Here is a 12,466-nt window from a genome sequence, read left to right on the forward strand (position 1 = left end):
CCTCATATCAGTATAGTAAGTGAGCAAGCCCTATGGATAGCGGGAATTAATGGGTAGAGACAGGCTGAAAAACGGATTGTCATATGATGAATGATTTGGAAGGGAAAAGGGATAATAAATTTTGACACATGAGGCAGAACATGCCGACGGAGTCAGAATAACAAATGGATGTGTAAGCAATGTTACGGTTGATGAGACAACAAAAAAAAGAAACATATTATCTCTGGATCGCATTATTTCTTCTTTTATTGTATGTATCCCCGCTTTTTATTTTAAAGGAAGATGCCCATATCCGGGTCCACGATAATTTAGATTCCAACATCGCTTGGTACAAGGTTCTGGCCGATAGCGGAGAAATCGTCGGCAAGGTTGACGCTGCCATTCCGCAAATCATTAACGGGCTGCCCCGGGATGCCTTTGGCACCGAGTGGAGCGGAATTGTTTGGCTCCATGCTTTCTTTTCTTCCATGACCGCCTATGCAATAAGCCAGACGGTTACAAGAGTTGTCGCTTTTTTTGGAATGTATGTGCTGCTGAAGAAACATGTGATCCCTGAACCAAAAGCGGCTTTCATCCGAATTGGCGTATCGCTTGCATTTGCCTTAACACCTTTCTGGCCTTCGGGGATGCTGAGTACGCTTGGGTATCCTTTGGCACTGTGGGCTTTTTTAAATATCCGAAAAGGGGATATCTCATGGAGAGAATGGCTGACGCTCGGACTGCTTCCTTTATATTCAAGCTTTGTTTTAGGCTTCTTCTTTTTCCTGGCAGGAATGGCGTGTTTTTGGCTGTATGATGCCATTACAAAAAGAAGATGGAATCTGATTTTCTTAGGCAGTATTGCATTTATGACGAGTATCTATCTTTTCGTTGAATATCGGCTTGTCTATTCGATGCTGTTTGAGCATGCACCGATGCATCGTATCGAATTTATCTCATCCAGGCATGACGTTTGGCATTCTCTTCGGCTATCCGTAAAAAACTTTGTCTATGGCCATAATCATGTGATGACCGTTCATACCGTTGTCATCCTCCCGATTCTGCTGCTCGTATTTGCTGCTCTGCTGTTCAAACGAAATCGGACAAAGCCAGAAAATGTTTATCTGTTTTTATGTGTACTTAATTACGGATTGTCATTATGGTATGCGTTTTGGTTCAACAAAATTTGGGCAGTGCCTAAGCAGAAATTTGCCTTTTTAGCAGAATTTAATTTTGCCCGTTTTCATTTTCTGCGACCGCTTGTTATATACGTGAGCTTTGCGCTTGCTTTATATCTTATTTGGCGGATGGGGAAAGGATGGAAATGGCTTGTGTACGCCGCGGTCGCTGCACAGCTGATGGTGCTGGCGCCTTTTAATGAAGAGTATACGTATGGTGTTCATTACAACGCGCCGACATTCAGGGAGTTTTATGCATCCGAGCAATTCAAAGAGATTAAAGAATTTATCGGACGCCCGCAAGATTCGTACAGGGTGGCGAGCATCGGCCTGCATCCGTCTATCGCCCAATATAACGGGTTTTATACGTTAGATACGTATAACAATCTGTATCCGCTCTCTTATAAATATGAATTTAGGAAAATCATTGAAAAAGAGCTGGAAAAAAACGCTCGGCTGAAACAATATTTTGATGAGTGGGGCAGCCGCTGCTACCTTTTTGTCGATGAACTCGGTAAACGATACGATTTCAAAAAGAACTCGAAGAAAACGATCAACAATCTTCAATTAAATACAGAGGTATTTAAAAAAATGGGCGGACGGTACATTTTATCTTCAGTTCCGATCATGAATGCTGAACAAAATCATCTCGCGCTTGTCAAGACGTTTGACCATAAGGATTCCGCTTGGCGCATTTATTTATATGAAACAAGATAAGGAGGATATCGATTGAAACAGCCACAGCCAGTATTAACCATCGTCGTCCCGTGTTTCAATGAAGAGGAAGTGTTTCAAGAAACAAGCCGTCAGCTGACAGAGGTTGTAGACGATTTAATTGAAGAGAAATTAATTGCTGAAGACAGTAAAATTCTATTCGTCGATGATGGCAGCAAAGACCGCACTTGGGCTTTGATTGCCATGGAGAGCATAAGAAACAAGAAGGTTACCGGTCTAAAATTAGCCTGCAATGTCGGCCACCAAAAAGCGCTTTTAGCCGGACTCCATAAAGCGAAGAATAGGTCAGACTGTGTCATTTCGATTGATGCTGATCTTCAGGACGACATCTCTGTGATCCGGGATTTTATACTGAAATATCATGAGGGCTGCGAGATCGTTTACGGTGTCCGCCGGAGCAGAAAAACCGATACCTTTTTCAAACGCACGACCGCGTTAGGATTTTATCGTCTCATGAATAAGCTTGGGATTAAATTAATTTATAATCATGCTGATTTTCGTTTAATGAATAAAAGGTCCCTTGAAGAGCTTGAGCGTTATCCGGAAGCGAATCTGTTTTTAAGAGGTATTGTCCCTATGATCGGCTTTAAATCGGCCGAAGTTTTGTATGACCGCAAGGAACGCTTTGCCGGCAAAACGAAATATCCGCTGAAAAAGATGCTATCCTTCGCTTTTAACGGGATTACTTCATTCAGTGTCGCACCAATTCGATTCTTTACGCTTTTAGGGTTTGTTTTATTTTTTCTCAGCGCTGTGGCAGGGATTGGCGCGTTTATTCAAAAGCTGCTCGGCCATACGAATGCAGGCTGGGCGTCTCTCATCATTTCAATTTGGTTTTTGGGCGGGCTGCAATTGATGGGAATTGGGATCATCGGAGAGTATATCGGGACGATTTTTTCCGAAGTGAAAAGACGCCCGAAATACGCGATTGATATCGATTTGTATAATGAGCCGCTGAGCCCGCTTCAGCGCCAGGAAAAAGAGCGATTAGAGAAAAAGTACAGTTGAAAAAAAAGAGCTGACTTCATTAGTCAGCTCTTTTTTTTCAACTGATGTAAAATAGCGCTAAGAGGTTCGTCTTGCGGGTTGCGGTAAAAATCAAAAAATGGGCAGCCCTTCTTCTTAATCCGATCAATGACGGTATCAATTGTAAACAAAGCGGGTGTTAAAGATGATTTCACTTCATTCCAGTAAAGCGGTGCCGCGACAGTCCCAAGCTCATTTCCTCTCGTCGAATAGGGACAGATAATCGTTTTTCCTTCTGCATGCTGCAAATAATCAAGATACAATTTGCCGTGCCTGTTTTTAATCAGGCGTTCAGTGGTAAATAGCTCGGGAAATGCATTGGTGCAGTACTCGGCAATCAGCTGTGTAAATTGGCGTGTTTCTTCATACGTGAAAGCCTCAGGAGACAAGGGAATATAAAGCTGGATGCCTTTGTTGCCGGATAGCTTCGGGTACGAAGTAATGCCAAAGGAGTCAAACAGCCGCTTCAGTTCATTTGCAGCCTGAACGGCCATAATAAAGTCATCTCGCGAAGGCGGGTCTAAATCAACGACAATCTCAGCCGGACGCCTGCTTTTAATGGTTTGAAAAGGAACGTGAAACTCCAAAGCAAGCTGGTTGCAAAGCCATAACAACGTAGACATATCCTCACAGACAATATGCTCATGGCTTCCGTCATAGAAGGATTGAACAAAATCCGGCGCATAGTCCGGCTTGTTTTTTTGGAAAAATGATTCGCTCCTAGATCCATGCGGATAGCGAATGACGGTGACAGCACGGTTTTTCAGAAATGGAAACAGGTAGTCACTGACTTCAATCATATACTGAATAAAATCTTCTTTTGTTTTTTTATTCTTTTCAAATATGATTTTATCCAGGCTTGTGAACTGAAGCTCTGGGTGAACCGGTTTGGAGTGGCGTATGACTTGCGCATACGTGCATTCGGTCCAGTCCATTTGGAATTCGAAGCCAACAAACGATACCTCTCTTAGTGTGCCTTGGAGAATCGTTAAGTATTGAACAGCTGCACATATAGAAGGTTCAAGCGTAAATTCGCCAGAAGGTGTTTGATGCCCGTGCTGTTCCATAATCTCTCTTATCGCGCTTTTTTCCTCATCACGCATTCCGTGCGAGACAGAGGCAATCGGTGTCATGATTCCGTTTTTTAATACGGACACCGTCAGAAACCCATTGTTAGGGTTGAAGCCTGTTATGCAAACATAAGCTTGTTTAAAGTTTTTATATTTGAGCCAATCGGATGACCGCTTCTTTTCAAGCCATTTGCTATTTGTTTTCTTCGCTACAATTCCTTCTCCGTCATATTTCATTACCATTTCCCAAAGGCGATCAAAATGATCGTAACAGGGGATATATTGGATGGTTTCCTTTGCGTAAGGATCTGGAGACGCAGGAAGCTTTGCTGCGGACAAGAGGTCATACAGCGATTTTTTGCGGTCCAGATACGAAAGAAGCGTTAGATCTTCTCCGCTTCTCTCTAATAAATCAAAGGCGAGAAAGCAGCACGGCCTCGCGTTTGCCGATTCCTGAATCTTGTCTGGCCTTTTTAAACGTCCCCGTACTTGAAGATGTTCAAAATCTGCACGACAAGGATTCACCAAACATACGATTTCTCCATCAAGTGTCAGCGGAAGTTCTTTTTCCATATGCTGAAAGACGGTTTTGGCGAATTGTGTGATTTCAGGGAAGGTGTTGAGCTCCACACCATTTCTGCTGGTTAAGGTCACACCTGAAGAATGGATGCGAAGAATACATCGGTACCCGTCATATTTTACTTCGTAACGCCATTCTTCTCCGATTGGCGGTGACGAAGTAAGGACCGGCTGCATGGTTAACGCCATGGACTATGACGTGCCGGAGGCTTTTTTTCTAGTCGTTTTCCGTTTTTTATCTCCGGCTCCTTTCGGTTCAGCGGCTTGTGCAGGTGCGGCAGCCGGTGTCTCCGGGTTCGGTCTTCTGGTTCGGTCGATGCTTGCTTGCAGTGCGCTTACCAGGTCAATGACATCTTCTCGAGGTGGCGCTTTATCAGGAGTGACGGCTGTCTCTTTATTTTCAAGCTTGTCGTTGACTCTTTGCAGCAGCGCCTGCCGGTACGTGTCCTCATATTTTTCAGGTTCAAACTCAGCAGTCAGTTCATTTATTAATGTGATAGCGGTTTGCAGTTCCTTTTCGTTTACATTCGATTGATCAGGTACACCTGGGACATGAGCGGCGCTTCTGACCTCATCCGGATAATGGATAGACTCCATGACGATACAATTTTCATAAACGCGGAGAATCGCCAGCTGCTGCTTTGACCTGATTGTCATATTGGCGATACCGATCTTTCCGGTTGAACGCAGCGCCTCACGCAGCAGGGTATAGGCTTTCGTCCCGTTATCTCCGGGGCCGACGAAGTAGGAGCGGTTAAAATAAATCGGATCAATTTCCTGAAGCTGAACAAAGTCAACAATCTCAACCGCTTTCTCCTCATGCTCCTGCTTTAAGCTTTTTAAATCTTCGTCCGTCAGCACTACATATTTTCCTTTTACATATTCATATCCTTTGACAATTTCATCAGGGCTAAGTGTTTTTTCGCAATTCGTGCAAATTTTCTCGTATTTAATTGGTGCGTGATCCTCTTTATGGAGGCTGCGCAGCTTAATATCTTTATCTTCTGTGGCCGCATATAGCTTGATGGGGATGTTTACTAATCCGAAACTGATCGATCCCTTCCACATTGTATGCATATCGATAAACCCCTTTTTTTCTTTAGTGTGAAGAGGAGGGGGGCGATTCATGTGTAGTAACTTATGGGTGAAAAAACAGCCGGTGCTGTTATTGCGGCGGCTGTTCAATAATGAATTGTTCGAGTTGTTCCGGCGGAATTGGCCTGCTGAAAAAGAATCCCTGCAAATGGTCGCAGCCTTTTTCATAAAGGAGCTGCTTTTGTGCTGAATTTTCAACACCTTCGGCAATCACCTGCAAAGAAAGCTGATGGCCCATGGCAATAATAGCCCCGGTAATTTGTTCTGATTTACGATGGGTTTGAATATCGTCAATAAATGATTTGTCAATTTTCAGCCTGTGAATCGGAAAGTCTTTCAAATAGCTAAGCGAGCTGTGGCCAGTACCGAAGTCGTCAATACTGATTCTGATTCCTAATTCCGTTAGCGATGACAAAACCTTTTTGGAGTGATCAAGATTGTCCATTGTCATGCTTTCTGTCACTTCCACTTCAAGAAGGTGCGGAGGAAGCTGGTATTTATTCAGCGTATCCTTGATGAGGGGAATCAGATCTTCGGATTGAAACTGTTTGGCGGAAATATTGATGGCTACAGAAAGATCATAGCCTTTGTCATGCCAAACCCTTGCCTGTTTGCATGCTTCATCTATTATCCACTTTCCGATATCAATAATAAGGCCCGTTTCTTCTGCGACACCGATGAATTCTCCGGGCGGACACAGCTGCCCGTCGGGTGTGACAAGGCGTATTAATGCTTCTGCACCTGTCATTTTTTGATTTTTTGCACTGAATTGCGGCTGATAATATAAGACAAATCTATTGTTTTCAATTGCTTCTCTAAGTACGATCTCTTGATTCAGCTTGACGGCTTCTTTGTTGCCGATTGAAAAAGAAAAGTACCTGTATTTGCTTTTGTTTGGATCTTTAGCGGCATACATCGCCATATCAGCCTTTTTCATCAATTCAAGGCCATCCGTCCCGTCTTTTGGAGATATCGCAATCCCGATACTGACTGATGTGACTAAAGTGTGCTCTTGGATTTTAAAAGGTTTTTCGAATTTTTGGATAATTTTTCTTGCTAAAACATCTGCTTCGCCTGTTCCTGTATTGGCGTCTGTCAATATAAAAATAAATTCATCGCCGCCAAGACGGGCGATAAATCCGTTATCAGGAACTACAGATGACAGGCGCTTAGCTGCAAGCTGAAGCAATTGATCACCGACATTATGCCCTAATGCATCGTTAATCACTTTAAAACGGTTTAAGTCCAGAAAGAATACAACGGTGTTATAGTGTAAGGTATGCTCGCGATTCAGCGTCTCAGTTAGGTGAGAGATAGCATGCCTTCTGTTAGGTAAGTCTGTAAGCGAATCATAATGAGCCATTCTATGGATTTCTTTCTCTGCCCTGTACTGCTTCGTCATGTCTTTGCAAATAACATAAATGCTGTCAAGCTCTTGATTGACCTCAACAGGTATGAGCGTAATATTTAAGTGAAACTGGCCTTTTTCAGTAATCAGATCGCTATCACTGTTCATCGCTTGTTTATTTTTTTTAACTTGCTCAAAAAGGCGCTTAATCTTCTGTGATGTATAATTTCTCCAGTCATGCATGCTGAATCCAAATTTGCTGATCATTTCCTCACCAGCGTGATTTGATGATATTATGTCGCCTTCTAATGACAAAATAAAGATGGCGTCAATATTGTGGTTGATTAAAGATTGAAATCTCTGTTCGTTATCCTTTATGCGTTCGCTTTGTTTCATAAACTTTCGGTCTGCATGGGAGCTGAATAATAATAACGTTTGTATACAAAAAATAATTAAAGTAACAAAAATTGACCAATGAAACGTATGTACTTCCATATGGCTTCCGGGAGGAGCCATGTCCTCATGGAAAGTTGCGGCAAGCATCCCTGTATAATGCATGCCAGAAATCCCTAAACCCATTACAATTGAACTGATGACTTTATAGTACATAAGATGATCAGAATGTTTTTTTACGGCCAAGTCAAAGAATATTTTTAACGAGACGAAAGATGCTGCAATCGCAATGATAATTGAAACTGTAAAAAGAATCGGTTCATATATAATCATTACCCGGGAAATGGCAGACATTCCGATATAGTGCATAGAAGCAATAGATGCGCCAAGCACAACTGATCCGGTAAGCAGTCTGTAATATGTAAGAATGTTCCGGCTGACAAAATATAATGACACAAATGATCCGGAAACAGATGCACCAATGGATGCCATTAAAGGCATGAATTCATATTCCATCTCCATCTCCAAATGGACGGCCATCATCCCTACAAAATGCATTGACCAAATCCCGAATCCCATAATAAGTGAGCCGCCAATCAGCCAAACTTTACTTTTTAAACCCGTATTGATGGTGACTTTCCTTGACAGTTCAAGGGAAATGTACGAGGCGGCACAGGCAATAAGAATAGATAAATATATGAGTGTCGTATTATACGTAACGTGTATTTCCAAATGGAGATTCCTCCCGTGTCTGATGTTCCAGTCTTGTTGACTCTCTTTATTATCGGCTGTTTAACCCCAGACTTTCAGCCTTCAAGATGATAGAAATTCGAGTGAGAGCTATTTTTAGTTCAGCTGACCGTGAAAAATGTGTTAAAATCATGTTGACGTTTTCCGAAAAAACAAAATGTAAAATACATAAATAGCGAAAAGGGGAGTTGAAGGCTATCGAAGAGCTGGTTATGTCATGGATAGAAGCATTTAAAAGCTTATCTTATTTTGGAATATTTCTAGCGCTCAGTATTGAGTTTATCCCCGCCGAAATCGTCCTGCCTCTTGCGGGCTACTGGGTATCGAAAGGCGATATGACGCTTGCCGGCGCTGTTTTGGCAGGGGCGCTTGGAGGAGTGGCCGGTCCGCTTACGCTGTATTGGATAGGCAGGTACGGAGGAAGGCCGTTTCTTGAACGTTTTGGGAAGTACCTCTTTATTAAGCCTGAAGCGCTTGATAAGTCGGATGAATTTTTTAAAAAACATGGGGGCTTTGTCGCCTTCAGCGGCCGTTTCTTGCCTGGCATCAGGACATTGATCTCCATACCGTGCGGCATTGCAAAAATGAATGTTTGGGTGTTTTCGCTTTATACATTCATCGCTATGCTTCCGATTACATTTGTATATGTTTATCTCGGTTTGAAGCTCGGTGAAAATTGGAAGGAAGTCGGCTCTATTCTTGATCAATATATGCTTCCGATCGGGATAGCGATTTTGGCGCTGTTCCTGCTCTACTTATTGATGAAAAAGAGGAAGAAACGCATGCACTCCGAACATTTATCAGTATTTTTAAAAAATAAACGTTGACAAATCACCGCGCTGCGCATATCATTGACATATAAAATGATATTTCTTGAAATCCCAAAGGGGAGTAGCGTCCGGAATATGTTCCGGAAACAAAGTCGTCATTTCATGGATTGTATCCATCGGCTTTGTTGGCATGCTTGAATTCATGTCTAGCAAGACCTTTGCCTTATGTCGGCAAAGGTCTTTTTTGCATGGTCCGGCCGGCATAAGATCGGATGAAGAGAAAGAAAACAACTTTTTTGGGAGGGTATCATTTATGGATGCAGCATTAATATTAGAGTATGGTTGGGTTCTTCTCGTCTTGATCGGGCTGGAAGGGATTTTAGCCGCCGATAACGCACTGGTTATGGCGGTAATGGTAAAACATTTGCCGGAGGAAAAAAGAAAAAAAGCGTTGTTTTACGGGTTGGCAGGGGCTTTTGTACTGCGATTTGGCTCTTTATTTGCAATTTCTTTCTTGGTCAACGTATGGCAGGTTCAAGCGATTGGCGCGATCTATTTGCTGTATATCTCAGCAAGCCACTTATTGAAAAGATATGTATTTAAGAAAGAAGACACGCATAAAGAGACGAAGAAAAGCGGTTTTTGGCCGACTGTTTTAAAAGTAGAACTGGCAGATATCGCGTTTGCTGTTGATTCTATCTTAGCAGCAGTAGCACTGGCGGTTACGCTCCCTGGGACATCACTACCGAAGATCGGCGGACTTGACGGAGGGCAATTTATCGTCATTTTGGCCGGTGGTATCATCGGACTGGTGATCATGCGATTTGCGGCTTCAATGTTTGTAAAGTTATTAAAGGAACGTCCAAGCCTAGAAACAGCAGCCTTTGTGATTGTCGGCTGGGTGGGAGTGAAGCTTGCTTTATATACGCTTGCCCATCATGACATAGCGGTTGTTTCTGAACACTTTATCCATTCTGGAACATGGAAGCTGATATTCTGGGGTGTCTTAGCGGCAATTGCAGTTAGCGGCTGGTTTATGTCAGGTGGGAAAAAACAGCCGGAGGGCACACAAAACGAACAAAAAAACAGCACCCGGGAACGGGCGTAATCTGAAAGACTCTGATTAAAGGCAGAGTCTTTTCGTGTTTGAAGCGTTTTCATGGGCGAAATAAAATAACATTTTTATAACAGCTTTGTTACAAAAAACACGCATAAAACCCCCTTAATTCTTTAGAAAGGCACGAAATCATGTATAGGACGTCAGAATGGTTTGTCATAATTGAGACATTGGAAATCAATATTTCTTTTTCTCCTTTGCGAATCCCTATCAAATTAGCTATCATTAATGAGTAGTTATAGGGAGGAACTGAGGTGAAACCAGTGCTTAGCCTTTTGTTTAAATTGGGAAAAAAGAAGCAAACGCTTGAAAAAGCTGTTGAGAGTATACAAAAAGGCAATAAAGATCTGCAAAATGAATTAATACAGCAATATAAGCCATTTATCGCAAAGACGGTTTCATCCGTTTGTAAACGATATATAGATGAAAAAGACGATGAGTTCAGTATTGGACTGATCGCGTTTAATGAAGCTATTGAAAAATATTCACCTGAAAAAGGAAATTCTCTGCTCGCATTTGCTGAGCTTATTATAAAAAGAAAAGTCATTGATTTCATTAGAAAAGAAGCCAGAAGCGCACAAAATATAAATATCGATTTACAGGAGGGAGACGATCAGGAGTCATCACAAAGCCTGATTGAAGCCGAGCTTTCCATCGATGAATACCGCCGTCAGATTGAACAGGAGCAGAGGCGGGAGGAAATCCTCTATTTTCAAAAGCAGCTCAAGGATTATGGTTTGTCGTTTAAAGAACTGCTTGAAAATTCTCCAAAGCACACGGATGCAAGGCAAAACGCCATAAAGGTGGCAATGACGCTTGTTGAACACGAAGAATTGGCCGCTATTCTGTATACAAAGAAGCAGCTTCCAGTGAAACAGCTGGAGCAGCTTGTCTCTGTAAGCCGAAAAACGATTGAGAGAAACAGAAAATATATTATTGCGATGTGTATTATCATTACGGGTGATTATATTTATTTAAAAGATTATCTTAAAGGGGTGCTGCACTCATGAGAAGAGGGATTATAGTAGAGAAAAATAAAAAATTCGTCACGTTGCTGACCCCTGACGGACAATTTTTAAAAGCCAAAAATGATCGCCACAGCTATGAAATCGGAGAGGAAATCATGCTTCCGAGTGAAACACGCATGGGCAGAAGGGCCAGCTTTTTTGATTTTTTTAAACTGCGCCCTTTCAAAATGGGGATTTTTACGATGACTGCTATTATGCTTTTTATTTTTATAATTCTCCCCGTTTTTTCCAACAATAAAGCCTATGCGTATATGACAATCGATATCAATCCAAGCGTCGAAATGGCGTTAAACAGCGATTATGAAGTGATTGAACTGACGCCTCTAAACGATGAGGGAAAGAAGGTCGTGAATGATATAGATGATTGGGAGAAGACTGATTTTAAAAAGGTGATTGACGATATTATAACCGACTGCAGTGAGCACGGGTATGTAAAGAAATCGAAAGAAATATTGATTTCCACTGTTTATGAAAATACAGAAGACAATACATATAAAAAAGCTGTGAAAAAACAGCTGAACGATGTGACTGAAAAATATAAAACGACATACCGCATGGAGTCTCTCGAGTCAGATATGCAAACGAGGGAAAAAGCGAAGAAAGAAGGCGTTTCAACAGGCAGCTACATCAAATCAAATGAAAAGAATAACAATAAAGATTTAAAAGATGACTCCAGCAAACCATCCGGGGAAGAGGATCAAAAGAGTGAAGAAAATGAGGGTGAAAACACCGATCAAACCGACTCCCAGGACAGCAAGCAAGGAGATAATGAACAGCTGAATGATGCGGATTCCGGAGACCAGAAAGAAGATAAAGCAGCTGACCAGACTGATGAAATTGATAAAGATAAAAATGTAAAGGAATCAGATGAAAACACAAATACCGAAAAAGATGGGGACGATGAGCAAACCCCAATACAAGATCCTCAAGATAAAGGAAATGAAAATAACAGCGCTGACAAAGGTCAAAGCCAATACCACAGGGATTGGAACAATGGTGAACATGGCAAGAATCGTTCTTCGTCCAAAAGGGATAACGCTTCAGACCGCCGTAATCCAAACGGCTACAGCAGTAATAATAATTCAGCTCAAAATGAAGATTCGCCGAGTGCCCCCGGCGAATAAAGACCTGAATTTATTTAGTTGTGCCGTTTAACTGAGATTGTGCTTGCTGTACCAGCCGCTTTGTCATTTCTCCGCCTACAGAGCCGTTAGCGCGTGCAACTGTATCAGAACCAAGGTTCACACCGAATTCTTGAGCCACTTCGAGTTTAAATTGGTCTAGTGCCTGCTCCACCCCTGGAACAACGAGTTTATTTCTGCTCGCCATCTTTTTCATCTCCTTTTTCTATAAAGAAATTCTTAACGCGTATTTAGTTTGAAATATACGAGGATTATT

At 42.1% G+C, this 12,466-nt stretch carries 10 protein-coding genes and 1 riboswitch; of the genes, 6 read left to right on the top strand and 4 right to left on the bottom strand.

What is annotated here, in order from left to right:
* The first annotated feature begins 179 nt into the window (after positions 1–179).
* Both BLL41_RS02380 and BLL41_RS02385 read left to right on the top strand, forming a co-directional pair.
* The gene (locus BLL41_RS02380) at positions 180–1,874 is read left to right on the top strand and encodes a DUF6044 family protein (protein WP_071576663.1); all 1,695 of its coding nucleotides are present in this window, start codon (positions 180–182) and stop codon (positions 1,872–1,874) included.
* 12 nt (positions 1,875–1,886) lie between these two features.
* On the top strand, positions 1,887–2,900 hold the full coding sequence (locus tag BLL41_RS02385; RefSeq protein WP_071576664.1) for a glycosyltransferase family 2 protein: 1,014 nt from the start codon (positions 1,887–1,889) through the stop codon (positions 2,898–2,900).
* Positions 2,901–2,923: 23 nt separating this feature from the next.
* On the opposite strand, the gene BLL41_RS02390 is transcribed toward BLL41_RS02385, so the two are convergent.
* The 3 genes from BLL41_RS02390 to BLL41_RS02400 all read right to left on the bottom strand — a co-directional run bounded on the left by BLL41_RS02390 (position 2,924) and on the right by BLL41_RS02400 (position 8,135).
* The gene (locus tag BLL41_RS02390) at positions 2,924–4,756 is read right to left on the bottom strand and encodes a DNA ligase D (RefSeq protein WP_071576665.1); all 1,833 of its coding nucleotides are present in this window, start codon (positions 4,754–4,756) and stop codon (positions 2,924–2,926) included.
* Between the two features lie 3 nt (positions 4,757–4,759).
* Positions 4,760–5,644 (bottom strand): non-homologous end joining protein Ku, encoded by an 885-nt coding sequence (gene ku, locus BLL41_RS02395; protein WP_071576666.1) that lies wholly within the window; start codon positions 5,642–5,644, stop codon positions 4,760–4,762.
* Between the two features lie 88 nt (positions 5,645–5,732).
* Positions 5,733–8,135, bottom strand: a complete 2,403-nt coding sequence (locus tag BLL41_RS02400) for an EAL domain-containing protein (protein ID WP_071576667.1) — start codon at positions 8,133–8,135, stop codon at positions 5,733–5,735.
* A 230-nt stretch (positions 8,136–8,365) separates the two neighbouring features.
* On the opposite strand from BLL41_RS02400, the gene BLL41_RS02405 reads away from it, so the two are divergent.
* The 4 genes from BLL41_RS02405 (at position 8,366) to rsgI (ending at position 12,192) form a co-directional block, all read left to right on the top strand.
* A complete protein-coding gene (locus tag BLL41_RS02405) occupies positions 8,366–8,980 on the top strand; it encodes a DedA family protein (RefSeq protein ID WP_071576923.1) in 615 nt (204 codons plus the stop codon).
* Between the two features lie 47 nt (positions 8,981–9,027).
* Positions 9,028–9,187, top strand: a riboswitch (yybP-ykoY riboswitch).
* Between the two features lie 49 nt (positions 9,188–9,236).
* Positions 9,237–10,031, top strand: coding sequence for a TerC family protein (locus BLL41_RS02410; protein WP_071576668.1), 795 nt, complete (start codon positions 9,237–9,239; stop codon positions 10,029–10,031).
* 263 nt (positions 10,032–10,294) lie between these two features.
* On the top strand, positions 10,295–11,050 hold the full coding sequence (sigI, locus tag BLL41_RS02415; protein ID WP_071576669.1) for an RNA polymerase sigma factor SigI: 756 nt from the start codon (positions 10,295–10,297) through the stop codon (positions 11,048–11,050).
* Positions 11,047–12,192 (top strand): anti-sigma-I factor RsgI, encoded by a 1,146-nt coding sequence (gene rsgI / locus BLL41_RS02420; RefSeq protein ID WP_071576670.1) that lies wholly within the window; start codon positions 11,047–11,049, stop codon positions 12,190–12,192. The genes sigI and rsgI overlap by 4 nt, the downstream gene beginning before the upstream one ends.
* Positions 12,193–12,202: 10 nt before the next feature.
* Here rsgI and sspD read toward each other — a convergent pair whose 3' ends face one another.
* A complete protein-coding gene (gene sspD, locus BLL41_RS02425) occupies positions 12,203–12,397 on the bottom strand; it encodes an acid-soluble spore protein SspD (protein WP_003218568.1) in 195 nt (64 codons plus the stop codon).
* Between the last annotated feature and the right edge of the window lie 69 nt (positions 12,398–12,466).

The organism is Bacillus sp. FMQ74, assembly GCF_001875785.1.
Classification (GTDB): domain Bacteria; phylum Bacillota; class Bacilli; order Bacillales; family Bacillaceae; genus Bacillus; species Bacillus stercoris.

Coding starts and splice junctions, on each gene's coding strand:
- BLL41_RS02380 (WP_071576663.1), top strand. CDS start 180: ATGTTACGGTTGATGAGACAACAAAAAAAAGAAACATATTATCTCTGG.
- BLL41_RS02390 (WP_071576665.1), bottom strand. CDS start 4,756: ATGGCGTTAACCATGCAGCCGGTCCTTACTTCGTCACCGCCAATCGGA.
- ku (WP_071576666.1), bottom strand. CDS start 5,644: ATGCATACAATGTGGAAGGGATCGATCAGTTTCGGATTAGTAAACATC.
- BLL41_RS02405 (WP_071576923.1), top strand. CDS start 8,366: ATGTCATGGATAGAAGCATTTAAAAGCTTATCTTATTTTGGAATATTT.
- BLL41_RS02410 (WP_071576668.1), top strand. CDS start 9,237: ATGGATGCAGCATTAATATTAGAGTATGGTTGGGTTCTTCTCGTCTTG.
- rsgI (WP_071576670.1), top strand. CDS start 11,047: ATGAGAAGAGGGATTATAGTAGAGAAAAATAAAAAATTCGTCACGTTG.
- sspD (WP_003218568.1), bottom strand. CDS start 12,397: ATGGCGAGCAGAAATAAACTCGTTGTTCCAGGGGTGGAGCAGGCACTA.